At 72.3% G+C, this 22,737-nt stretch carries 19 protein-coding genes; 8 read left to right on the top strand and 11 right to left on the bottom strand.

The window, feature by feature from the left end; translation table 11 throughout:
- Nucleotide 1 precedes the first annotated feature (1 nt).
- The gene (locus AN215_RS14560; RefSeq protein WP_070013494.1) at nt 2-379 is read right to left on the bottom strand and encodes a VOC family protein; all 378 of its coding nucleotides are present in this window, start codon (nt 377-379) and stop codon (nt 2-4) included.
- A 76-nt stretch (nt 380-455) separates the two neighbouring features.
- Between AN215_RS14560 and AN215_RS14565 the strand changes: the two genes are divergently transcribed.
- Nucleotides 456-1,007 (top strand): CGNR zinc finger domain-containing protein, encoded by a 552-nt coding sequence (locus tag AN215_RS14565; protein ID WP_070013493.1) that lies wholly within the window; start codon nt 456-458, stop codon nt 1,005-1,007.
- A gap of 316 nt (nt 1,008-1,323) precedes the next feature.
- Here AN215_RS14565 and AN215_RS14570 read toward each other — a convergent pair whose 3' ends face one another.
- On the bottom strand, nt 1,324-2,676 hold the full coding sequence (locus tag AN215_RS14570; protein ID WP_070013492.1) for a UDP-glucose dehydrogenase family protein: 1,353 nt from the start codon (nt 2,674-2,676) through the stop codon (nt 1,324-1,326).
- A gap of 203 nt (nt 2,677-2,879) precedes the next feature.
- Between AN215_RS14570 and AN215_RS14575 the strand changes: the two genes are divergently transcribed.
- Nucleotides 2,880-4,067, top strand: coding sequence for an acyl-CoA dehydrogenase (locus AN215_RS14575; protein ID WP_275521341.1), 1,188 nt, complete (start codon nt 2,880-2,882; stop codon nt 4,065-4,067).
- A gap of 98 nt (nt 4,068-4,165) precedes the next feature.
- On the opposite strand, the gene AN215_RS14580 is transcribed toward AN215_RS14575, so the two are convergent.
- Together AN215_RS14580 and AN215_RS14585 are read right to left on the bottom strand one after the other, a co-directional pair.
- Entirely contained in the window at nt 4,166-5,239 is a 1,074-nt protein-coding gene (locus AN215_RS14580; protein WP_070013491.1) for an alpha/beta hydrolase, read from the bottom strand.
- Nucleotides 5,240-5,345: 106 nt separating this feature from the next.
- Nucleotides 5,346-6,848 (bottom strand): peptide MFS transporter, encoded by a 1,503-nt coding sequence (locus AN215_RS14585; protein ID WP_070013490.1) that lies wholly within the window; start codon nt 6,846-6,848, stop codon nt 5,346-5,348.
- A 542-nt stretch (nt 6,849-7,390) separates the two neighbouring features.
- Here AN215_RS14585 and AN215_RS14590 point away from each other — a divergent pair.
- Nucleotides 7,391-8,071 (top strand): response regulator transcription factor, encoded by a 681-nt coding sequence (locus AN215_RS14590; protein WP_070013489.1) that lies wholly within the window; start codon nt 7,391-7,393, stop codon nt 8,069-8,071.
- Between the two features lie 22 nt (nt 8,072-8,093).
- Complete coding sequence (locus AN215_RS14595) at nt 8,094-9,377, top strand: ATP-binding protein (RefSeq protein ID WP_070013488.1); 1,284 nt, start codon at nt 8,094-8,096, stop codon at nt 9,375-9,377.
- On the opposite strand, the gene AN215_RS14600 is transcribed toward AN215_RS14595, so the two are convergent.
- A complete protein-coding gene (locus AN215_RS14600; protein WP_070013487.1) occupies nt 9,291-9,827 on the bottom strand; it encodes a GtrA family protein in 537 nt (178 codons plus the stop codon). The genes AN215_RS14595 and AN215_RS14600 overlap by 87 nt on opposite strands.
- 247 nt (nt 9,828-10,074) lie before the next feature.
- Between AN215_RS14600 and AN215_RS14605 the strand changes: the two genes are divergently transcribed.
- The 3 genes from AN215_RS14605 to AN215_RS14615 are packed head-to-tail and all read left to right on the top strand — an operon-like array spanning nt 10,075 to nt 12,988.
- Nucleotides 10,075-11,241 (top strand): 5-(carboxyamino)imidazole ribonucleotide synthase, encoded by a 1,167-nt coding sequence (locus tag AN215_RS14605; protein ID WP_245694505.1) that lies wholly within the window; start codon nt 10,075-10,077, stop codon nt 11,239-11,241.
- A complete protein-coding gene (gene purE / locus AN215_RS14610) occupies nt 11,238-11,774 on the top strand; it encodes a 5-(carboxyamino)imidazole ribonucleotide mutase (RefSeq protein WP_070013485.1) in 537 nt (178 codons plus the stop codon). Before AN215_RS14605 ends, purE begins: the two co-directional genes overlap by 4 nt.
- The gene (locus tag AN215_RS14615) at nt 11,774-12,988 is read left to right on the top strand and encodes a dipeptidase (RefSeq protein ID WP_070013484.1); all 1,215 of its coding nucleotides are present in this window, start codon (nt 11,774-11,776) and stop codon (nt 12,986-12,988) included. The genes purE and AN215_RS14615 overlap by 1 nt, the downstream gene beginning before the upstream one ends.
- A 39-nt stretch (nt 12,989-13,027) precedes the next feature.
- Here AN215_RS14615 and AN215_RS14620 read toward each other — a convergent pair whose 3' ends face one another.
- Nucleotides 13,028-13,591: an ATP-binding protein gene (locus tag AN215_RS14620; RefSeq protein WP_079123066.1), complete on the bottom strand. Its 564-nt coding sequence runs from the start codon at nt 13,589-13,591 to the stop codon at nt 13,028-13,030.
- A 527-nt stretch (nt 13,592-14,118) separates the two neighbouring features.
- On the bottom strand, nt 14,119-14,499 hold the full coding sequence (locus AN215_RS14625) for an STAS domain-containing protein (RefSeq protein WP_070013939.1): 381 nt from the start codon (nt 14,497-14,499) through the stop codon (nt 14,119-14,121).
- 260 nt (nt 14,500-14,759) lie between these two features.
- Between AN215_RS14625 and AN215_RS14630 the strand changes: the two genes are divergently transcribed.
- Nucleotides 14,760-15,701, top strand: a complete 942-nt coding sequence (locus tag AN215_RS14630; RefSeq protein ID WP_070013483.1) for an RNA polymerase sigma factor SigF — start codon at nt 14,760-14,762, stop codon at nt 15,699-15,701.
- A gap of 93 nt (nt 15,702-15,794) precedes the next feature.
- Here the strand turns inward: AN215_RS14630 and hutI are convergent, their stop codons facing one another.
- From hutI to hutU, 4 genes are all read right to left on the bottom strand, one after another.
- A complete protein-coding gene (hutI, locus tag AN215_RS14635) occupies nt 15,795-16,973 on the bottom strand; it encodes an imidazolonepropionase (protein ID WP_070031183.1) in 1,179 nt (392 codons plus the stop codon).
- An 874-nt stretch (nt 16,974-17,847) separates the two neighbouring features.
- On the bottom strand, nt 17,848-19,278 hold the full coding sequence (locus AN215_RS14640; RefSeq protein WP_107374376.1) for a formimidoylglutamate deiminase: 1,431 nt from the start codon (nt 19,276-19,278) through the stop codon (nt 17,848-17,850).
- Nucleotides 19,275-20,504 carry an allantoate amidohydrolase gene (locus tag AN215_RS14645; RefSeq protein ID WP_070013938.1) on the bottom strand — a complete coding sequence of 410 codons (1,230 nt, stop codon included), beginning with the start codon at nt 20,502-20,504 and terminating at the stop codon, nt 19,275-19,277. The genes AN215_RS14640 and AN215_RS14645 overlap by 4 nt, the downstream gene beginning before the upstream one ends.
- Nucleotides 20,505-20,869: 365 nt before the next feature.
- Nucleotides 20,870-22,612, bottom strand: a complete 1,743-nt coding sequence (hutU, locus tag AN215_RS14650; protein WP_079123053.1) for a urocanate hydratase — start codon at nt 22,610-22,612, stop codon at nt 20,870-20,872.
- Nucleotides 22,613-22,737 lie beyond the last annotated feature (125 nt).

Consider the following 22,737-nt stretch of genomic DNA (forward strand, 5'->3'; position numbering starts at 1 on the left):
GTCAGTCGCAGGCGCACAGACAGAACGGGTGCCCGGCAGGGTCCAGATAGACGCGGAAGCCGCGCTTGCCTCCGTCATCGCCCTGGATCAGCCGGGCACCCAGTTCGATCACCTCTTTCTCCGCCTCGTCGAGGCGTTCCCTCGGCACATCCAGATCCAGATGCAGCTGCTGGGCGTGCTCCACGCTGGGCCACTGCGGCGGGATGAATCCGGGCGACTCCTGGAAGGAGAGCCGCCCGCCGCCGGGACCCTCGATGTCCACCCAGTCCTTCGTGCCGTCCGGGTCGACGGTCCAGCCGAGGACCTCTGCGTAGAACTCCGCGAGACGGCGGGGGTCGGGACAGTCCAGAACCACGGTCTGGAACTCGGCGATCGCCATGGTTACCCCTTGAGGTAGTTAACCGGTAACGGACTTGGTTACCACATGATGGCCCTTCGTCGGTAACCTGGCAAGGGTGACGGACCGACCGCCCCCGGAAGCACTCGTCCTGGTGCAGGAGCTGACGAACACGCTCGACGTCGAGACGGGCGAGGACTCCCTCGCCGCGCCGGGCGGCATGGAGGAGTTCGCGCGGCGGCACGGGATCGAAGGGCTGGGCGGCGGCGCCTCCGCCGCGCGTCAACTCGCCGTGCTGCGTGAGCTGCGGGAGGCCCTGCGCGCCGCATGCCTCGCGCACACCGGTACGGACATGCCGTCCGGGGCGTCCGAGGCGCTCGGCCGCCGGCTCGCGGAGGCACCTCTCGTCGTGGCCGTCGACGGTGCGGGCCGCGCCACGCTGCGCCCCGCGGAAGGGCTCACCGGTCCCGCCCTGCTGACCGCCCGCGTCGCCGCCGGCATCGCCACGGCGGAGGCGGACGGTACATGGCAGCGCCTCAAGGCCTGCCCGGCGCACGACTGCCTCTGGGTCTTCTACGACCGCAGCCCGGCGGGACGGGGCCGCTGGTGCTCGATGGCGGTGTGCGGGAGCCGCGCGAAGATGCGCACCTACCGCGCGAAGCGGCGGTAGCGGCCGCTGACGCCCGCCCCTGGCCCGCGCCCTGCGCACCTTCGCGACGCATCCTCGGACGGCCCCGTGCCCACCGCCCGGTACGGGCGCAGTGACACACCCGTGCGACGTGGCCGGAGACCGGCAGCCACCGCCGCTCGCGGCCCCGGGGTGCCGGTCTCGCCCGCCCTGGAAACGCGACGCCGGACCACACCCCGCCTCGACCGCTCCTGCGAGGCGGCGGCGCCGCGCCATGGCGCGGCGGGTCCGTACGCAAGGCACGGACGGCCCGCGGCGCCGACTCAGGCGCAGGACCGCGGCCGCGCCGCCACGCGCGCTACGCCGTGGGGCGGCCCAGCGCGCGGAACTTCCAGTTCGCCTTGCGCCACAGCACCGGATCGAGGGTGTTGCGGCCGTCCAGTACGTGCCGTACGGCCACGACCTCGCCCAGCGCGGCCGGGTCCAGCTCCTGGAACTCCCGCCACTCCGTCAGGTGGAGGACGGCGTCCGCACCGCGCACCGCGTCCAGCGCGCTCGGCGCGTAGCGCAGGGTCGGGAAGAGCGCCCGGGCGTTCTCCATGCCCTTGGGGTCGTAGACCGTCACCTGTGCGCCCTGCAGATGCAGCTGGCCGGCGACGTTCAGCGCGGGCGAGTCCCGTACGTCGTCGGAGTCCGGCTTGAAGGTGGCGCCCAGGACGCCGATGCGCGTGCCCAGCAGGGTGCCGCCCACCGCGTCACGGGCCAGCTCGACCATCTGGGCGCGGCGCCGCATGTTGATGGAGTCGACCTCGCGCAGGAACGTCAGGGCCTGGGACGCGCCGAGTTCTCCGGCGCGGGCCATGAAGGCGCGGATGTCCTTGGGCAGGCAGCCGCCGCCGAAACCGATGCCGGCGCGGAGGAACTTCTTGCCGATGCGGTCGTCGTGCCCTATGGCTTCGGCAAGCTTCACCACGTCGCCGTCGGCGGCCTCGCACACCTCGGCCATGGCGTTGATGAAGGAGATCTTCGTCGCGAGGAAGGAGTTGGCGGACGTCTTGACCAGTTCGGCCGTCGGGAAGTCGGTGACGACGAAGGGCGAACCCTCCGCGAGCGGCGTCGCGTACACCTCGCGCAGCTGCTGCTCGGCGCGCTCGCTGCGTACGCCGACGACGATGCGGTCGGGGTGCAGGGTGTCCTGCACGGCGAAGCCCTCCCGCAGGAACTCCGGGTTCCAGGCCAGCTCAGCGTCCTCACCGACGGGTGCCAGCTCCGTCAGCCGCTCCGCGAGCCGGGCCGCGCTGCCGACCGGCACCGTCGACTTGCCGACGACGAGAGCGGGCCGCGTCAGACGGGGCGCGAGCGACTCCAGCGCGCTGTCGACATAGCTCATGTCGCACGCGTACTCACCGTGCTTCTGCGGGGTGTTGACGCAGACGAAGTGGATGTCGCCGAACTCCGCCACCTCCTCGTACGAGGTGGTGAAGCGGAGCCGTCCGCTCGAATCCGGATGCCCGGCGACGTGCTTGCGCAGCAGTTCCTCGAGACCCGGCTCGTACATCGGGGTCTCGCCGCGCTCCAGCATCGCGACCTTCTCCGGCGAGATGTCCAGGCCCAGCACCTCGAAACCGAGTTCGGCCATGGCGGCGGCGTGCGTGGCGCCGAGGTAGCCGGTGCCGATCACTGTGATCTTGAGCGGTGCCCTGTTGGCCATGATTGGGTTGCTCCTGTAGGACGACGCGGACGGCGCTCGGGGCGCTCCGGAAACGCTGCCCGCGCAGCATATCGGGGGCCGCCTGTCGCGAAACTCACGTATCACGGACGGCCCGGCGGGCCCTAGAATTCGGGTTACTTAACGGTAATTAGCAGATGCCCGCGCGGTGCCGGCACAGCACAGCTGATGAGGAGTGAGACACCTTGGCGTCATCGGGAAAAAGCGCAGCCGCTGACTTCGGCCTCTACCGGCCGTCCGAAGAGCACGACATGCTCAGGGACTCGGTGCGCGCCCTCTCCGAGGCGAAGATCGCGCCCTTCGCCACCGAGGTGGACGAGGAGGCCCGCTTCCCGCAGGAGGCCCGGGACGCGCTGGAGTCCAACGACCTGCACGCCGTGCACGTGCCCGAGGCGTACGGCGGCGCGGGCGCCGACGCGCTGGCGACGGTCATCGTCATCGAGGAGGTCGCCCGTGTGTGCGCGTCCTCCTCGCTGATCCCGGCGGTCAACAAGCTCGGGTCGCTGCCCGTGATCCTCTCCGGCTCCGAGGAGCTGAAGAAGCGGTATCTCTCGCCGCTCGCCGCCGGGGAGGCGATGTTCTCGTACTGCCTGAGCGAGCCGGACGCCGGTTCGGACGCGGGCGGCATGAAGACCAAGGCCGTACGGGACGGCGACCACTACGTCCTGAACGGCGTGAAGCGCTGGATCACCAACGCCGGCGTCTCCGACTACTACACGGTCATGGCCGTCACCGACCCGGACAAGCGCACCAAGGGCATCTCCGCGTTCGTCGTCGAGAAGGACGACGAGGGGGTCTCCTTCGGCGCCCCGGAGAAGAAGCTCGGCATCAAGGGCTCCCCGACCCGCGAGGTCTACCTCGACAACGTGCGCATCCCCGCCGACCGCATGCTCGGCGAGGAGGGCACGGGCTTCGCCACCGCCATGCTGACCCTGGACCACACCCGCATCACCATCGCGGCCCAGGCCCTCGGCATCGCGCAGGGCGCCCTCGACTACGCCAAGGGCTACGTCGCGGAGCGCAAGCAGTTCGGCAAGCCGGTCGGGGACTTCCAGGGCGTGCAGTTCATGCTCGCCGACATGGCGATGAAGCTGGAGGCGGCCCGTCAGCTCACGTACGCGGCGGCCGCGAAGTCCGAGCGCATCGCCCTCGGCGGCGAGGGCGAGGACCTGACCTTCTTCGGCGCGGCGGCCAAGTGCTACGCCTCGGACGCGGCCATGGAGATCACCACGGACGCGGTCCAGCTGCTGGGCGGCTACGGCTACACGCGCGACTACCCCGTCGAGCGGATGATGCGCGACGCCAAGATCACGCAGATCTACGAAGGCACCAACCAGGTCCAGCGGATCGTGATGGCCCGCAACCTGCCGTAGGCGGGTCGGGCTGTCACGTCCAGGACGGCACCCCAGCGGCGCGTACCACGCACAGCAGGGCACACAGCAGGACGAGGGCGCTCCCCCGCGGGGCGCCCTCAGCCGTGCGTACCGCCGGCGCCGGAGGCACCGCCGCCGCGTCCGGCGTCGCCGGACACCGGTGTGCGCGCCGCGATCCAGCTCATCACCATCTTCTCCACACCGGACCTGGTCAGCAGCCCGCCGCCGTGCTCCGCGCCCGGCACCGTCGCGACGGTGATGTCGCCCGGTGCCATGCCGCGCCGCAGCTCGGCCGCACGGAGCGCCTCCGAATGGGCGACGGGTACGAAGTCGTGCCGGGAGTGGATCAGCAGCATGGGCGGATCGTCGGCTCCCGAGGCGTGCTCCGTCGCCGACATGTCCTGCCACACGCGCCGGCACAGCGCGGCCTTCCGCTCCGTCCCGCGGCCCTCGTGCGTCCCGCCCCGCTGCTGTCCGCGCTCCTGCTGTCCGTGCGGCGGGTCGGGCTCACAGCCCGCCAGCCGCGCGGCGTTGGCGCGCAGCACCGCCATGCCCGCGCTGTCGCCGTCGGGTGCGTTCGCCGTACTCCAGGAGCGGTAGGGGTCCACGACCGGTGAGAGCGCGACGACTCCTGCGAGGTGCCGGCGCCCCGCCCCGTACGCACCGGCGCTCGTGGCGAGCTGCCCGCCCGCCGAGGAGCCGAGGAGGACGATCCGGTGCGGGTCCACGCCGAACTGCCGTGCGTGCCGGCCGATCCAGCGCACCGCGCGCAGCACGTCCACGCGCTGGGCGGGCCAGGCGGCGTCGGTGTTGCGGCGGTAGCCGAGGTTGAAGACGGCAGGCCCGGCGCCGGCGATCCGCCGTGCCCACATGTTCCAGCCGGCCGACCGGTCCTGGTACCAGAAGCCCCCGTGCACGATGACGACGCCCGTACGGAGCGGGCCGGGTCGTGCCGGGTTCCCGTCGCTGTAGGCGACCAGCTTCTGCCGCGGCAGCGGGCCGTAGGAGTACGTGCGACGCTCCGGTTCGGGCCGGGACTGCCCGGACGGCTCGCGCTCCTGGCCGCCGCGCACCACGGGCGACGTGCAGAGAATCAGCGCCAGACACGTCACGAGGAGGACGGGGAGTCTGTGCACGTTCACCAGCGTCAGGGCCCCTCGTCCGAGCCGCAACAGCACTCTCCGTGACCGGCAGCCGCGGGCCGGACGTGCGGCGGCCCCGGCTCCGCGTGTACGGAACCGGGGCCGCCGGACAGGCCGCTCGAGGGGCGGCGCGGTGCTACTTCACGGTGCCCAGCAGCAGGTTGATCCGCTTGCGGGCCATGAGGAAGACGACGCCCGCGAGCGCCGCGAGGACGCCCTGGATCCCGAAGCTCGTCGTGCTGCTCGCCGCGTCGCCCAGTACGAGCTGGACGATGGCGAAGACGCAGTCGCCCGCGGTGACCGCCAGGAACCACACACCCATGAGCTGGCTCGCGTACTTGGCGGGCGCCAGCTTCGTGGTGACCGACAGCCCGACCGGCGAGAGGCACAGCTCCGCGAGCGTCTGCAGCAGGTAGACGGTGATCAGCCAGAGCGGCGTCACCTTGTCGCCGCCGGAGGCCGAGGCGATGGCGAGCATCATCACGCCGAAGGAGACGCCGATGCCGATCAGACCGAAGGAGAACTTCGTCGTGGTCGCCGGGTTGCGGCTGCCGAGCTTGACCCAGAGCGCCGCCAGGACGGGAGCGAGGATCATCACCCACAGCGGGTTGACCGACTGGAACCAGCTCGTGGGGAACTCGATCCCGAACAGGTCGGTCGAGGTGCTCTTCTCGGCGAACAGGTTCAGCGTCGAACCGGCCTGGTCGAAGATCATCCAGAAGATCGCCGCCGCGACGAAGAACCAGATGTAACCGCCGAGCTTCTTCCGCTCGTCCTCGGTGACCTCGCGGTCGCGCCGCATCTTCACGAAGTAGTACGTGGGGAGCACCAGACCCGCGATGCTCAGCGGCCACAGCACCCAGTCGATGGTGAAGGCCTCCGCGAGCACGACGGCCGTGTAGAAGACGCCCGTCACGGCCGCGGCGATCAGGGTGTTGCGGATGGCCTTGTTGCGCTCGCTCACATCCAGGGGCTGCGGTACGACGCTGGACTGGGCGGGGAGCTGCCGGGTGCCGACCAGGAACTGGATCAGGCCCAGGGCCATGCCGACCGCTGCGAGCCCGAAGCCCAGGTGCCAGCTGACCTTCTGACCGGCCCAGCCGATGAGCAGCGGGGCCGCGAAGGCGCCGATGTTGATCCCCATGTAGAAGACGGTGAATCCACCGTCCCTGCGGGGGTCGTTGGGGCCCGCGTAGAGGTGGCCGACCATCGTGGAGATGTTGGCCTTCAGCAGGCCGGAACCGACGCCGATGAAGGCGAGACCGGCGAAGAAGAGCGCGTTGACGCCGGTGGCCAGCAGCGCGTGGCCGATCATGATCACGAACGCCGATATGGCGACCGTCTTGCGCGGCCCCCAGACGCGGTCGCCGAGCCAGCCGCCCGGCATCGCCATCAGATAGACGGTGGCGTTGTAGACCGAGTAGAGCGCCACGGCGGTGGCCGGGGCCATGCCCATGCCGCCCTCGGTGACGGCGGCCGTCAGATAGAGGACGAGCAGGGCGCGCATTCCGTAGAAGCTGAAGCGCTCCCACATCTCGGTCATGAAGAGGGTGGCGAGACCGCGGGGGTGACCGAAGAAGGTCTTGCCGTCGGCCGCAGGCGGTTGCTGCGGCGCGTCCTTGGACGTTGTGGACGCCATGTGGGGGGTTTCCTCGCTGTGTGAGAAGGGGGCCGGTGCCGGCCGCCGGCGGGGTGCCGCAGGCGTCCGGTGCAGCCCTGCGTGCTTCTCACAGCGCGGGGCCCGGCACTGGGGACAGTTGGTGCGGCTTCCGCCGTACGTCCCCGAGGCCGGGAGGTGACGGGAGGGTCCTGGCGCAGCGACGTTCCTGAGGCCCGGCAGCGGGGGACAGGATCGTGCGCGCGTGCTCGTCCGCCCCCTGTGGGCGGAAGTCCGCCGCCGGACCGGCCGGCCGGCGGCGCATGACGCGCAGACGGCCGACGACACAGGATCACCACCGCACTGACTCCGCCGGGGTCCGTCCGTCCCCTGGGTGATCACGCCGGAAGTCGGCTCACCATACGTCACGGGGGTACCGGCGGCGGAAGGGAATGGGAGCGAGATCACAGGCACCGGGAGTAAAATCCCAGTCAATTCGAAGGTAACGAGTTCGCATCTCCGACGATTCGCGCTGGTTGACAGGGACCGGCCTTACGCTCGGCGACGAGGACTACCATCGGCCCATGACCCGTGTACTGCTCGCCGAGGACGACGCCGCGATCTCGGAGCCCCTGGCCCGCGCGCTGCGCCGTGAGGGATACGAGGTCGAGGTGCGCGAGGACGGCCCAGGAGCGCTCGACGCAGGACTCAAGGACGGCATCGACCTGGTGGTGCTCGATCTCGGTCTGCCCGGCATGGACGGCCTGGAGGTCTGCCGCCGGCTGCGCAACGAGGGGCACGCCTTCCCCGTACTCGTCCTCACCGCACGCGCCGACGAGGTCGACACCGTTGTCGGTCTGGACGCGGGCGCCGACGACTACGTCACCAAGCCGTTCCGCCTGGCCGAGCTGCTCGCGCGCGTACGTGCGCTGCTGCGCCGGGGCACGGCCGCCGAGCCCGCGGCCCCGCCCGCCACCCACGGCGTGCGCATCGACGTCGACTCGCACCGCGTGTGGATGGGCGAGGACGAACTCCAGCTGACGGCCAAGGAGTTCGACCTGCTGCGCGTCCTCGTACGGGACGCGGGCCGGGTCGTCACCCGCGACCAGCTCATGCGCGAGGTCTGGGACACCACGTGGTGGTCGTCCACCAAGACCCTCGACATGCACATCTCCTGGCTCCGCAAGAAGCTCGGCGACGACGCGGCGAACCCGCGCTACATCGCCACCGTGCGCGGCGTCGGGTTCCGGTTCGAGAAGAGCTGAGTAACGGCGTGGAGGGCTGCACGTGCGGCGCAGGCTGATCCTCTCGACGCTGGCCGTCGTGCTCGTCGTCGTCGCCGTGTTCGGCATCTCCCTGATCCTCGTCGAGTCCCGCTCCATCGAGAACAGCGCCCGCGACAGCGTGAAATCGGAGGCCGTGCAGCTGGTCTCCGTCGTGGAGAGCCGCATCGTCGCCGGGGAGCAGGTGTCCCCCGCGACCATGGACAACGCCGTGCCCGAGAACCGGCACGTCCGCATCGACGTGCCGGGCAAGAAGTCCATCACCCTGGGCAAGCGCCGCGAGGGCAGGGTCATCGAGGCGTCGCAGACCGGTGCGCACGGCGAGCGCATCACCGTACGGCAGGGATACAGCACGGTTCAGGACGAGCTCAACCGCACGCTGCTGATCATCCTCGCGGTCGCACTGCTCGCCGTCGCGGCCGCGGCCATCCTCGCCGTACGCCAGGCGCACCGCGTCGCCGCTCCGCTCACCGACCTCGCCGAGACCGCCGAACGCCTCGGCTCGGGCGACCCCCGCCCACGGCACCGGCGCTACGGCGTGCCCGAACTGGACCGCGTGGCCGACGTGCTGGACGGCAGCGCCGACCGGATCGGCCGGATGCTGACGGCCGAGCGCCGGCTCGCCGCGGACGCCTCGCACCAGTTGCGTACGCCGCTGACCGCTCTGTCGATGCGGCTGGAGGAGATCATCGCCACCGCCGACACCGACGACCCGGACGACCGGGCGACCGTCAAGGAGGAGGCGACGATCGCGCTGGCCCAGGTCGAACGGCTCACCGACGTCGTGCAGCGTCTGCTGACCAACTCCCGCGACCCGCGTTCCGCTTCGGCCGTCGGCCTCGACCTCGACGAGGTGATCAAGCAGCAGGTGGAGGAGTGGAAGCCCGCCTACAGAAGCGCGGGACGCGCGATCGTACGTTCCGGAAAGCCGGGGCTGCGGGTCGTGGGCACGCCGGGCGCGATCGCGGGAGTGCTGGCCACGCTCATCGAGAACTCCCTGATGCACGGCGCCGGACGGGTCGCGCTGCGTACCCGCGTGACCGGCAACCAGGTCGTCGTGGAGGTGACGGACGAAGGCCCCGGCGTGGACTCCGGACTGGGCTCACGCGTCTTCGAACGGACCGTCAGCGGCCACAACTCCACCGGCCTCGGCCTCGCCGTCGCCCGCGATCTGGCGGAGGCCGACGGCGGACGGCTGGAGCTACTTCAGCACCACCCGCCGGTTTTTGCCCTTTTCCTCAGCCGGGAGACCGTCGGCCGAGGCCGAACCGGCGAGAATGCGGCCTGAACGGGAGCGGAAGACCCAGGTGCGGTACGTCCAGAAGCGGAAGACCGTGCCGATGCCGAGGCCCACGACGTTCTTCGCGATGTTGTCCGCGAGCGGCGAGGTGTAGCCCAGACCGTAGTGCGAGACGGCGAGGACGGCGTTCTCGATGACGAGCGCGATGCCGCTGAAGAAGAAGAAAAGGACGGTCTCGCGCTGGATCTGGCGCTTGTCGGTGTGCCGGTACGTCCAGTAGCGGTTGCCGAGGTAGTTGGTGCCGATCGCGACGACCTGGGAGATCACACCCGAGCGGATGGGCGCCAACTGGAAAGTGTGGATGCACAGATTGAAGACGGCCACGTTCACCAGGAAACCGACCGCACCGACGGTGCCGAACTTCGCCGCCTCCCGGACGAGCCGTTCGAGCCGGGTGCGCAGCCCTCTCAGGGTGCGCGCTGCTCTCCAGTCACCCATGGTGCCGATTCCCCGTTCCGGTCGCCGTCGTCCTTCCCCCAGGCCACATGCTAACCAGCACGCATCAGCTCTCGCAGCGCGGCGGACCGCGGCCCGTGCGGGCAGGTGACCGGGCGGCGCGTCGGCCCGGAGGCCGTGAGCGGTGCCTTCCACGGCGGCCCCTGCCGCGCTGCGTACGGTCACCCGCCGCGCTACGCGTGGAGACGCGTACGGATACGCTGAGGTTGTGACGTTCCCCGTAGTCGGCATGGTCGGTGGCGGCCAGCTAGCCCGCATGACCCACGAGGCGGGCATCCCGCTCGGCATCAGATTCAGGCTCCTGTCCGGCACTCCCCAGGACTCCGCGGCGCTGGCCGTGCGCGACGTGGTGGTCGGCGACCACAACGACCTCGCTACTCTGCGTGACTTCGCTCGCGGCTGCGACGTGATCACGTTCGACCACGAGCACGTACCGACCGAGCACCTTCGGGCGCTGGAGGCGGACGGCATCCCCGTACGGCCCGGTCCCGACGCGCTCGTGCACGCCCAGGACAAGGGCGTCATGCGGGCGCGGCTCGACAGCCTCGGCGTGGGCTGCCCGCGGCACCGCATCGTGCGGGACCCGGCGGACGTCGCGGCCTTCGCGGCGGAGGTCGCCGACGCGGACGGAGCGGGCGCGGACGGCGCGGCGCAGGACGCCGGCTTCCCCGTGCCCGTCGTGCTGAAGACGGTGCGCGGCGGCTACGACGGCAAGGGCGTCTGGGTCGTGCGCACCGCCGCCGAGGCGGCCGTCCCCTTCAAGGCGGGCGTGCCCGTGCTGGCCGAGGAGAAGGTCGACTTCGCACGCGAGCTCGCCGCTTGCGTGGTGCGTTCGCCGCACGGGCAGGCGGTCGCCTACCCCGTCGTCGAGTCCGTCCAGGTGGGCGGCGTCTGCGACACGGTGATCGCGCCCGCGCCCGGACTTCCCGACGACGAGGCCGTACAGGCGCAGGAGATGGCGCTGCGGATCGCCCAGGAGCTCGGCGTCGTCGGGCACATGGCGGTGGAGCTCTTCGAGACACCCGACGGGCGCGTGCTGGTGAACGAACTGGCGATGCGCCCGCACAACTCCGGTCACTGGACCCAGGACGGTGCGGTCACCTCGCAGTTCGCCAACCACCTGCGCGCCGTGCTCGACCTTCCGCTCGGCGATCCGCGCCCCCGCGCGCGCTGGACGGTGATGGCGAACGTGCTCGGCGGCGACTACCCGGACATGTACTCGGCGTACCGCCACTGCATGGCGCGCGACCCGCAGTTGAAGATCCACATGTACGGCAAGGACGTGAAGCCCGGCCGCAAGGTCGGCCACGTCAACACCTACGGCGACGACCTGGCCGACGTACGCGAACGCGCCGCACACGCCGCCGGATACCTGCGAGGAACGATCACGGAATGACGTCTGAATCCCCGCTCGTCGGCCTCGTCATGGGCTCCGACTCCGACTGGCCGGTCATGGAGGAAGCCGCAAAGGCGCTGGACGAGTTCGAGGTGCCCTACGAGGCGGACGTGGTCTCCGCGCACCGCATGCCGCGCGAGATGGTGACGTACGGCGAGGAGGCCGCCGCACGCGGACTCCGCGCGATCATCGCGGGCGCCGGCGGCGCCGCCCATCTGCCCGGCATGCTCGCCTCGGTCTCGCCGCTGCCGGTGATCGGCGTGCCGGTGCCGCTGAAGTACCTGGACGGGATGGACTCCCTGCTCTCCATCGTGCAGATGCCCGCGGGCGTGCCCGTCGCGACCGTCTCGGTGGGCGGCGCGCGCAACGCGGGCCTGCTGGCCGTACGGATGCTCGCGGCGGCCGACCCCGAACTGCAGGAGCGCATGCGGCGGTTCCAGGACGAGCTGAACGAAGAGGCGGCCGAGAAGGGCCGGCGGCTGCGCAGCAAGGTCGCCGCCGGCCGGGCCGGTTTCGGCTTCGGGGGCAACTGATGACCGGTGGCGGCGGAGCGGCCGCCGATCCGGCGCTGCTGGCACGGGCGCGCGAACTGCTCGCGGTTCACCCGGTCGTGGACGGGCACAACGATCTGCCGTGGGCGCTGCGCACGCAGGTCTCGTACGACATCTCGCGCCGCGACATCGCCCTCGACCAGTCGGCGCATCTGCACACCGACATCCCGCGGCTGCGGGCGGGCGGCGTCGGCGCCCAGTTCTGGTCAGTGTACGTCAGCACGGAGCTGGCCGGGGACGCCGCCGTGAGCGCCTGTCTCGAACAGATCGACGTCGTACGGCAGTTGACGGACCGGCACCCGGCTGACCTCCGGCTCGCGTTCTCCGCGGAAGGCATGGAGAAGGCGCGCTCCGAGGGCCGCATCGCCTCCCTCATGGGCGCCGAGGGCGGGCACTCCGTCGCCAACTCGCTTGCCACGCTGCGCGCGTTCCACGAGCTGGGCGTGCGCTACATGACGCTCACGCACAACGACAACACCGACTGGGCTGACTCGGCGACGGACGAGCCGCGCCACGGCGGCCTCACCCGCTTCGGCGAGGAGGTCGTACGGGAGATGAACCGGTCGGGGATGCTCGTCGACCTCTCACACGTCGCGGCCTCCACGATGCGGGACGCACTGCGCGTCAGCGAGGCGCCCGTGATCTTCTCGCACTCCTCGGCCCGCGCGGTGTGCGACCACCCGCGCAACATCCCCGACGACGTGCTGGAGGCGCTGCCGCGCAACGGCGGTGTGGCGATGGCGACGTTCGTGCCGAAGTTCGTGCTGCCGGCGGCCGTCGCATGGACGAAGGACGCCGAGGAGAACATGCGGGCGCACGGCCTGCATCCGCTGGACACGGGCGAGGAAGGCATGCGCGTCCACCGCGCGTACGAGCGGGAGCACCCGCGTCCGGTCCCGGACGCATCCACCGTCGCGGACCATCTGGACCACATGCGCGAGGTCGCCGGCATCGACCATCTCGGCATCGGCGGCGACTACGACGGCACGGCGTTCGTGCCGTCGCAGCTGGAGGACGTGTCCGGCTACCCGAACCTCGTCGCCGAACTGCTGCGGCGGCGCTGGTCGGAGGAGGACCTGGCGAAGCTGACGTGGCGGAACGCGGTGCGCGTGCTGGGCGACGCGGAAGCGGTGGCACGGGAGTTGCGCGGCCGGCGCGGACCCTCGGTCGCGACGATCGGCGCGCTGGACGGCTGAACGGGGCAGGCCGGTACGGGTGGCGCTGCGGGCGTCGTTTCAGCCCGGAGCGGCCAGCTCCGCCCAGACCGTCTTGCCCAGGCCCTCCGGGTTGCGGACCACGCCCCAGTCCAGGCAGAGCCGCTGCACGATGAACATGCCGTGCCCACCCGGGCGTCCGGCACGGTGCGGCGTACGCGGCGCGGGCGAGCCGCTCCCCTGGTCGACGATCTCCAGCCGCAGCACCTCGGCGCCGCTGCCGACGCGCAACTCCTCGGGCCCGTCCGCGTGCAGGCACGCGTTCGTGACCAACTCGGAGACGACCAGCAGGACGTCCTCGGCGGCGGCGCGCTGGTCACCGGTGGCCGCTGGCAGCCAGCCCCAGTCCTGCAGCGCCTGGCGTACGAAGTCACGGGCACGGGGCACGGCACCGCTGACGCCGACCAGGCGCAGCCTGCGCACCTGGCGCATCGGATGACCCTTCCCGGTCTCTCCCTGTACGGATTTGCCGGTCTGCTGGGCCCCCGCGGGGCCGCCCTCCGCCGTACGGCCGCTCCGCCCGTGCCCGCCCGCCGGGGCGGTGTGCGACGCGGCAGCGGCCGTGGAGACGCCCTCCGGCTGCACCGACGGACCGGAGGGGCTGGAAGGGCCTGCGGGACTCGACGGGCCACTCCCGCCGGCACCGCCCGCCGCTTCGTCCTGCCCGGCTTCGTCCGCCTGATCGGCTTGGGCTGTCTTGCCCTGCGCACCGGGCCGCTCGGGCCCGCCTGCGGCACCCGCCGCCCCGGACGGCCCCGACGCCGCCCCGGACATGCCTGTCAAGGCCCCGGCCCCGGTGCTCCCGGCCCCGGACTGGGCCGCCGCCGTCGCGGCGCCCTCAGGCTCCGGACCGCAGTCGCCCGCCGGAGACGGCCGGGTGGTGCTCATCAGTGGTTCACCTCACCGATCACCGATAGTGCCTCTCGTCGCCGGGCCAGGCCGGCGAGCAGCAGAATCGCGAGTGTCTGACTGTCCATCTGGGACTGTCCGTCTGGCTGGCTCAGAGGATCTCCTGCCCTACGGAACCGTGAGAACACCCACTGATGCGGACCGAGTGATGTGACACGTGTAACTCCCGCGTAGCGGCCCGTACACACGCCCGGCGAACCGCGTCACGCCTCGGCCACATTGGCCAGCGCGGCGTCGAGGTCCTCGTGGAGCGTGAACACCGCGCTCGCGCCCGTGATCTCGAAGACCCGGGCGACGACCGGCAGCATCCCGGCGAGGTGGACGCCGCCACCGGCGGACTCGGCCTGCAGCCGGGCCCCGAGCAGCACGTTCAGCCCGGTGGAATCGCAGAACTGCAGCCCCGCGCAGTCCACCACCAGCCGGCTGCCGCCCTCCGCGAGCGCCTGCTCCAGCGCCTCGCTGAACAGGTCCGCAGTGGAGTGATCGAGCTCTCCCTCGGGAGTCACGACGGCACTGCCCCCCTGGTGCCGTACGTCGACCGTCAGCCGACCCCGGCTCGTGCTGCCGGGCATCCCGCGGTCCATGTACACCCCTCTTGATCGCCAAAGCGCCGTCTCTTCTGCCCCCGTGAACCGACTCGAACCCTACGCCTTCACCGGCAGTACCGGTAGACGAACAAGCCACACATTGGGGCAAATTCGGACATTGAGCACTTGCCATGCACGTACGCGAGCGGGTAGGCGTATAGGAATACAGAAACACGTCGGCTTTGGAGGCGCCGCACCTTCGTAGTGCACGTCACGGCTTCGGCAGCCATATGCCGAGAATGATGGAGGACACCACAATGTCACCCAGGCTCGATCAAGGGATACCGGACACCGTCACCGGCCCGGCCCTCCCGGAACAGCTCAGCGAGGAGCAGTTCGGCCCGGTAGAGGTGCCGGAACCCACGAGCCCGGAAGCGGTCGAGGAGATCTTCGACCAGCTCCAGCTCCCGGAGATCCCACCGTACGCCGAGGTGGGCCCGGTCGATGCGCGGGCCATGTCGAAGACCCTCTTCAAGCGCCTGGAGAAGCTGGACGAGGGCACCCACGAGTTCGCGTACGTACGCAACACGCTCGTCGAACTCAACCTGGCCCTGGTGAAGTTCGCGGCCTCCCGCTTCCGCTCCCGCAGCGAGCCGATGGAGGACATCGTCCAGGTGGGCACGATCGGCCTGATCAAGGCGATCGACCGGTTCGACCTGGACCGTGGTGTCGAGTTCCCGACGTTCGCCATGCCGACGATCGTCGGCGAGATCAAGCGCTTCTTCCGGGACACCTCCTGGTCCGTACGCGTCCCGCGCCGCCTCCAGGAACTCCGCCTGGACCTGGCCAAGGCCGGCGACGAACTGGCCCAGAACCTCGACCGCGCACCCACGATGGAAGAACTGGCCGAGCGGCTGGACATCTCCGTCGAGGAGGTCGTCGAGGGCATGGCGGCGAGCAACGCCTACACCGCCAGCTCTCTGGACGCGCAGCCCGAGGAGGACGACAGCGAGGGCGCGCTCGCGGACCGCATCGGCTACGAGGACAACGGCCTGGAGGGCATCGAGTACGTCGAGTCCCTCAAGCCGCTGATCGCCGAACTCCCGCCCCGCGACCGCACGATCCTCTCGCTGCGGTTCGTCGCCAACATGACGCAGAGCGAGATCGGCGAGGAGCTCGGCATCTCCCAGATGCACGTCTCCCGGCTGCTCTCCCGCACGCTGAACAGACTGCGCAAGGGCTTGATGATCGACGAGTGACTCCGGGCCCCGCGCCTCGCGCGGGCTCCCGAGGTACGAGCGAGCGGGCCGCCCCGGTACGTGACCGGGGCGGCCCGCTTCGTCGTGTGCGGGTCACATGGCGACGGGAGTGCCCCGGTGCCAGACGCGGGTGGTGAGGGGGACGCCCGGACGGTAGGCGAGGTGGACGTGGGAGGGGGCGTCCAGGAGGGTCAGGTCGGCGCGGGCACCGGGGCTCAGGCGTCCGACGTCGGTGCGGCGAAGAGCGCGCGCGCCGCCCGCCGTGGCGGACCAGACGGCCTCGTCCGGCGTCATCCCCATCTCGCGTACGGCGATCGCCACGCAGAACGGCATCGAGGACGTGAACGACGAACCGGGGTTGCAGTCCGTGGAGAGCGCGACCGTGGCGCCCGCGTCCAGCAGACGGCGCGCGTCGGGATAGACGGCCCTCGTCGAGAACTCGCACCCCGGGAGCAGGGTGGCGACCGTCTCCTCCGCGTCGGCGAGGGCGTCCACGTCGGCGTCGCCGAGGTGTGTGCAGTGGTCGGCGGATGCGGCGCCGAGTTCGACGGCGAGCCGGACGCCGGGCCCGGGAGAGAGCTGGTTGGCGTGGATGCGGGGGACGAGGCCCTTCGCACGGCCCGCGGTGAGTACGGCACGGGCCTGGTCGCCGTCGAACGCGCCCTTCTCGCAGAACACGTCGACCCAACGGGCGTACGGCGCACAGGCGTCCAGCATCGGCCCGGTGACGAGGTCGACGTACGCGGCGGGATCGTCCGCGTACTCCGGGGCGACGATGTGGGCGCCCATGTACGTGACTTCGTCGGTCTGCCCGGCGGCCACACGCAGCGCGCGGGACTCCTGCTCCGGGGTGAGGCCGTAGCCGGACTTGGTCTCCATGGTGGTCGTGCCCTGGCGGCGGGCCTCGTCGAGGAACCGGCGCAGGTTGCGCGCCAGTTCGTCGTCGCCGGCCTCGCGCGTCGCCGCGACGGTGGTACGGATGCCGCCCGCGGTGTAAGGGCGGCCGGACATGCGGGCGTTGAACTCGGCCGTACGGTCGCCCCCGAAGAGCAGGTGGGAGTGGGAGTCGACGAAGCCGGGGAGTGCGGCGCGGCCTTCGGCGTCGTACGCGGAGTCGGCCGCGGGCGCGTCGGCCGCGCGGCCCACCCAGGCGACCCGGTCGCCGTCGAGGACGACGGCGGCGTCCTCGACGAGGCCGAGCGGGCCGCCGTCGCCGAGCGCGGGGTCGTTGGTCACCAGGGTGCGGATGTTCGTGATGACGGTGCTGGTCATGACTGGCTTCCTCGCGTGGTCGCTGGGCGCTGTGCCTTCCGGGTACGTGCGGGCCTCACGGGGCCTCGCCAGGTGCCGGGCCCCCGGCGGCGCGGGGTTCGCCCGGTTGCCGGACCCTCCCGGCTCCGCCGGGGCGGGAGCCTCCCCGGGCCTCGGCCCGAGGCGCGTGCCTCCCGGCCACGCCAGGTGCCGGGCCCTCGGCGGCGCGGGGCACCCCGGCTGTCCGCCTCCCGACTCCGCCAGGTCGAAGCCCAGCGGGAAGCGGGCTCCCCGCGAGGGCGTTCCGGGCCCGGACCCCGGCGCGGAACCCTCCGGGACGCGATTGCCCGCTTCCCGGGCCGCCTGGCTCGGCCGCGTCCGGGCCTTCCGGGAGCCGGGGTGCCTGGCACTGCCCCCCCGCTGCCCCAGGTACTCCGGACCCCGGCCCGTTCCTTCCTCGGCCGCCCAGCCCCCTGCACGACCGCGCGTCCTGGCCCGCCCGGGTCCAGGCGTTGCACGGGGCCCCGGTCCCAGCGAGGGACCCGCTCCGCAGCCCCCGGCGGCCCGGCCCGGCCTGCCGGGCAGACGGTTTCGTTGATCGCAAGGCCCGCGCAGGCCCGGGCGCCCGCGCCCCGGGAACGCGTCCGCAGCGGGCGGCGCAGCCACGAGCCGCAACGGCACGGAGGCATACCTGGCCAGGCCCTGACGTGGCTCCCGGCGACGCCACGCAGCAGCCGCACGCCACCCGGCGGGCGCGCACCCGTACGCCGTCGCCGAGCAGCGGCGCAGGAACAGCGGACGCCCAGGGCCCCGAGCCCGCCCGAACGCGGCATGCATCCGCAGCCGACGGGCCTCCGGCGCGTGCGGCGAGCCGTGATCATGGTCGCTGCGGCGGTCAGTGGAGGGCACCGATCGCCTCGGAGAGGGACGCGGAGACGTCCGGGACGGATGCGTGGCGGCCGTCCCGGACCACGTGGCGGCCGCCGACGACCGTGTGGCGGATGTCGGCCGCCGTCGCCGCGAAGACCGCCGCCTCGGCGGCCATCCGCGGCGCGGGCCCCACCGTGCGTACGGAGTCCAGGGACACCGTCGTGAAGTCGGCGAGCATCCCGGCCTCCAGGCGGCCCGCTTCGGGCCAGCCCAGTGCCCGGTGCCCGTCCTCCGTCGCGGCGCGCAGGAGCTGGGCCGCCGTCCAGTGGCCGCGGGTGCGCGTACGCAGGCGCTCGTCCAGTTCCATCGCCCGCGCCTCCTCCAGGAGGTCGACGACGGCGTGGCTGTCGCTGCCCAGCGAGAGCGTGGCGCCGGCGCGTTCCAGCCGCGGCGCGGGGCCGATGCCGTCGGCGAGGTCGCGTTCGGTGGTCGGGCACATGCACACGCCGGCGGAGGCGTCGCCGAGCAGCTTGATGTCCTCGTCGGTCAGGTGGGTGGCGTGGACGGCCGTCGTACGGCGCCCCAGAACCCCGTGGTCGGCCAGCAGCCGCGTGGGCGTGCAGCCGTGTGCCTGGTGGCAGGCGTCGTTCTCGGCGGTCTGCTCTGACAGATGGACGTGCAGCGGCGCCGACCGCTCCTCCGCCCACTCCACCACCGGGCCCAACTCCCTTGCGGGAACTGCCCGTACGGAGTGGATCGCGGCGCCCGCACGCGCGTGCCCGCCGTCCCCGGTGCGCAGCGCGGAGGCACGCTCCGCCCATGCCGCGGCCGTACCGTCGGAGAAGCGGAGCTGCTGCCGGTTCGGCGGCTCGCCCCGGCCGCCGCGGCCGAAGCCGGAGGCGAGGTAGGCCGTGTCGAGGAGGGTGATGCGGATTCCGGCGTCCGCGGCCGCGGCGATGAGGGCGTGGCCCATGGCGTTGGGGTCGTCGTACGGCTCGCCGCCGGGCGCGTGGTGCAGGTAGTGGAACTCGCCGACGCAGGTGATGCCCGCCAGCGCCATCTCCGCGTAGACCGCGCGGCCCAGGGCGTAGGCCGAGTCGGGCGTGAGGCGGCCGGCGACCTGGTACATCAGCTCGCGCCAGGTCCAGAAGGTACCGGAGCCGACCTGGACGGCGCCGCGCAGCGCCCGGTGGAAGGCGTGCGAGTGCGCGTTGGCGAGGCCCGGCAGGGTCAGGCCCCGCAGCGGTTCGGCGCCCTGGGGCGGTGCTCCGGCTCCCGTCCGTACGGCCGTGATCCTGCCGTCCGCGCCGGTCTCGACGACGACCTCCGGCTCGACGGTGCCGTTCAGCCAGGCGTACGCGCACCAGTACGTACGGGCCGGGGCCGGGCCCGCCTCCGCGGGCGCGGCGGGCACCGGGCCCTCGTGGGACGGGCCCTCTGGGGAGGGGGATGTCATCGGCAGGCCAGCCCTTCCAGCACGTCGGCGAGTGCTCTCACCCCGGCCACGCAGTCGTCCTCGTCGGCGGATTCGGCGGGCGAGTGCGAGACGCCGGTGGGGTTGCGTACGTACAGCATCGCCGTCGGGACGGACGCGGAGAGGATTCCCGCGTCGTGTCCCGCGCCGGTCGGCAGCAGCGGAGCGCCGCCGAGCTGCCGTGCGATCCGGTCGCGCAGGCCGTGTGCGAACTCCACGACGGACGTGAAGGATTCGCGGCTGACGCCGACCCGGACGCCGTCCGCCTCGCCCCGCCGTGCCGCCGCGCGCTCGATGCCGGCGACGACGGTGGCGAGGGTCTCCTCGTCCGGGGCGCGGGAATCCAGCCAGCCCCGCACGAGGGACGGGATGGCGTTGACGCCGTTGGGTTCGGCGGCGACCTTGCCGAAGGTCGCGAGGGCCCCGGCGCGCTCCGCCTCCGCGCGGGCGGCGAGCACGGTGCCGGCGTAGGTGAGCATCGGGTCGCGGCGGTCCTCCAGCCGGGTGGTGCCCGCGTGGTTGGCCTCGCCGTGGAAGTCGAACCGCCAGCGGCCGTGCGGCCAGATCGCCGAGGCCACGCCCACGGGGCAGCCGCCCGGCCCGGCGGCGTCCAGGGCGCGCGGGCCGGCGAGAGCACGTCCCTGCTCGATGTGGAGTTCGACGAACGCGCCGATGCGGGCGAGCCGTTCGGGATCGGGACCGATCGCGTCCGGGTCCTGCCCCGCACGCTCCATGGCCTGCGGCAGGGTGACGCCGTCGCCGTCGCGCAGCTCCCGCGCGTGCTCCGGCGTCAGCCCGCCCACGCTGAGACGGGAGCCGACGCACGCAAGCCCGAAGCGTGCGCCCTCCTCGTCCGTGAAGTTGACGATGCCCAGTGGTGCCGTGAACCGGGCGCCCCTGGCCCGCAGTTCGTCGAGCGCGGCGAAGGCGGAGACGACGCCCAGCGGGCCGTCGAAGGCGCCTCCGTCGGGAACCGAGTCCAGGTGGGAGCCGGTGACGACGGCGTTCCCGAGGGCGATCTCCTCCGCGCTCCGTACACCCAGCCACGCCCACTGGTTGCCGTTGCGGTCCGACTCGCAGGCCAGGCCGCGGGATTCGGCCTGGGCGCGGAACCACGCGCGGCAGTCGGCGTCCGCGCCCGTCCACGCGTAACGGCGGTAGCCGCCGCTGTCCCGGTGCCGGCCGACGGGAGCCAGGTCCCGCCACATCTCGTGGAACGAGGCGGGCGCGGGCGGACCCGGGGCCGCCTGTGCGCCCGGCAGGCGTGGCTCCGTACGGACGACGGGCGGCCGCTCCCCACGGCCGCCGCTCCGGCCGGACGCCGGGGCGCGGTCGCCACGACCGCCCACACCCGGTACGGGGTCGCCGTCGACGGAGCGGCGCGCGGGACCCGACGAGTCCGCTGCGCCCGACGCGCCGGGCGTCCGCGCGGCCCCGGTTCCGGACTCCGATCCCGCAGTGGCCTGAGCACCCGTGCCTGCCGGGGACGCGGCCCCGGCCTCGCACCCGGCGCCGCCGCCTGCCCCGGCGGGGCTCCGCGGGGATGTCTCGGCGCCCTCACCGTTCCGCGAGGTCACGCGGCCTCACCACCGTCGCCGTGGGTCCCGCCGCCACCGGCCGCGGCATCCGCGCCGGGCGCGCCCCGCGTGCCCTCCCGCATCGGCACCCGCACGTCCCGTTCGGCGGCGATCTCCTCGGCACGCTCGTACCCGGCGTCCACATGCCGTACGACGCCCATGCCCGGGTCGTTCGTCAGCACCCGGCGCAGCTTCTCCCCCGCCAGCGCCGTCCCGTCGGCCACCGTGACCTGCCCGGCGTGGATCGAGCGGCCCATGCCGACGCCGCCGCCGTGGTGGATCGAGACCCAGGTCGCCCCGGACGAGGCGTTGACCATGGCGTTCAGCAGCGGCCAGTCGGCGATCGCGTCCGAACCGTCGAGCATCGCCTCGGTCTCCCGGTACGGGGAGGCCACCGAGCCGCAGTCCAGATGGTCGCGTCCCAGCACCAGCGGCGCGGAGAGCTCACCGCTCGCCACCATGTCGTTGAAGCGCTCGCCCGCGCGGTCCCGTTCGCCGTAGCCGAGCCAGCAGATGCGGGCAGGCAGCCCCTGGTAGTGGACACGCTCACCGGCGAGCCTCAGCCAGCGGGCGAGCGACTCGTTCTGCGGGGACTCGCTCGCGGGGAACAGCTCCAGCAGCGCGCGGTCCGTCGCCGCGATGTCCTTCGGATCGCCCGAGAGCGCCGCCCAGCGGAAGGGGCCCTTGCCCTCGCAGAACAGCGGCCGGATATACGCCGGTACGAAGCCGGGGAAGTCGAACGCCCGCCCGTAGCCGTGCAGTTGGGCCTCGCCCCGGATGGAGTTGCCGTAGTCGAAGACCTCGGCACCCGCGTCCATGAAGCCGACCATCGCCTCCACGTGCCGGGCCATCGACTCCCGCGCCCGCCGGGTGAAGTCGGCGGGCTTGTCCGCCGCGTACCGCGCCATGTCGTCGAAGTCGACGCCCACGGGCAGATACGCCAGCGGGTCGTGCGCGCTGGTCTGGTCGGTGACGATGTCGACCGGGGCGCCCCGGTCGAGCAGTTGCGGCACCACCTCGGCGGCGTTGCCGAGCACGCCGACGGAGAGCGGGCGGCGCTCGTCGCGGGCCTTCGTCGCCAACTCCAGTGCGTGGTCGAGGGAATGGGCCCGCACGTCCAGGTAGCCGTGGCCGATGCGGCGCTCGATGCGCGAGGGATCGCACTCGACGCAGACGGCCACGCCGCCGTTCATCGTCACCGCGAGCGGCTGCGCGCCGCCCATGCCGCCGAGCCCCGCGGTCAGCGTGATCGTGCCTGCCAGGGTGCCGCCGAACCTCTTGGCGGCGACGGCGGCGAACGTCTCGTACGTGCCCTGCAGGATTCCCTGTGTGCCGATGTAGATCCACGAACCGGCCGTCATCTGCCCGTACATGGTGAGCCCGAGGGCGTCCAGCCGCCGGAACTCCTCCCAGTTGGCCCAGTCCCCGACGAGGTTGGAGTTGGCGAGCAGCACGCGCGGCGCCCACTCGTGCGTGCGCATGACGCCCACGGGGCGGCCCGACTGCACCAGCATCGTCTCGTCGTCGCCGAGGGTGCGCAGCGTGCGGACCATGGCGTCGAAGGAGGCCCAGTCGCGGGCGGCCTTGCCCGTGCCGCCGTAGACGACGAGGTTGTCGGGGTGTTCGGCGACCTCGGGGTCGAGATTGTTCTGCAGCATCCGCAGGGCGGCTTCCTGCGGCCACCCCCGGGCACTCAGTTCGCTGCCGCGCGGCGCCCGTACGGGTCGCGGTCCTGACATCTCCCGTGCCTCCCTGGTGTGTGCTGTCCCGGCTCCCCCGGCAGTCAGTTATTCACACACTCTACGGAGTGAATAGACCTAGTCAACATCGCGAGTGGTCCAGACCCCTGCGGGACGCGGACGTG

The sequence above is a fragment of the Streptomyces abyssalis genome (assembly GCF_001751365.1).
Taxonomy (GTDB): Bacteria; Actinomycetota; Actinomycetes; order Streptomycetales; family Streptomycetaceae; genus Streptomyces; species Streptomyces abyssalis.

Excerpts from the sequence above, each read along its gene's own strand:
- AN215_RS14600 (WP_070013487.1), bottom strand. The coding sequence starts at position 9,827 with ATGGGTGACTGGAGAGCAGCGCGCACCCTGAGAGGGCTGCGCACCCGG.
- AN215_RS14645 (WP_070013938.1), bottom strand. The coding sequence starts at position 20,504 with ATGTGGCGGGACCTGGCTCCCGTCGGCCGGCACCGGGACAGCGGCGGC.
- AN215_RS14640 (WP_107374376.1), bottom strand. The coding sequence starts at position 19,278 with ATGACATCCCCCTCCCCAGAGGGCCCGTCCCACGAGGGCCCGGTGCCC.
- purE (WP_070013485.1), top strand. The coding sequence starts at position 11,238 with ATGACGTCTGAATCCCCGCTCGTCGGCCTCGTCATGGGCTCCGACTCC.
- AN215_RS14630 (WP_070013483.1), top strand. The coding sequence starts at position 14,760 with ATGTCACCCAGGCTCGATCAAGGGATACCGGACACCGTCACCGGCCCG.
- AN215_RS14570 (WP_070013492.1), bottom strand. The coding sequence starts at position 2,676 with ATGGCCAACAGGGCACCGCTCAAGATCACAGTGATCGGCACCGGCTAC.
- AN215_RS14615 (WP_070013484.1), top strand. The coding sequence starts at position 11,774 with ATGACCGGTGGCGGCGGAGCGGCCGCCGATCCGGCGCTGCTGGCACGG.
- AN215_RS14590 (WP_070013489.1), top strand. The coding sequence starts at position 7,391 with ATGACCCGTGTACTGCTCGCCGAGGACGACGCCGCGATCTCGGAGCCC.
- hutI (WP_070031183.1), bottom strand. The coding sequence starts at position 16,973 with ATGACCAGCACCGTCATCACGAACATCCGCACCCTGGTGACCAACGAC.
- hutU (WP_079123053.1), bottom strand. The coding sequence starts at position 22,612 with ATGTCAGGACCGCGACCCGTACGGGCGCCGCGCGGCAGCGAACTGAGT.
- AN215_RS14560 (WP_070013494.1), bottom strand. The coding sequence starts at position 379 with ATGGCGATCGCCGAGTTCCAGACCGTGGTTCTGGACTGTCCCGACCCC.
- AN215_RS14605 (WP_245694505.1), top strand. The coding sequence starts at position 10,075 with ATGGTCGGTGGCGGCCAGCTAGCCCGCATGACCCACGAGGCGGGCATC.
- AN215_RS14625 (WP_070013939.1), bottom strand. The coding sequence starts at position 14,499 with ATGGACCGCGGGATGCCCGGCAGCACGAGCCGGGGTCGGCTGACGGTC.
- AN215_RS14585 (WP_070013490.1), bottom strand. The coding sequence starts at position 6,848 with ATGGCGTCCACAACGTCCAAGGACGCGCCGCAGCAACCGCCTGCGGCC.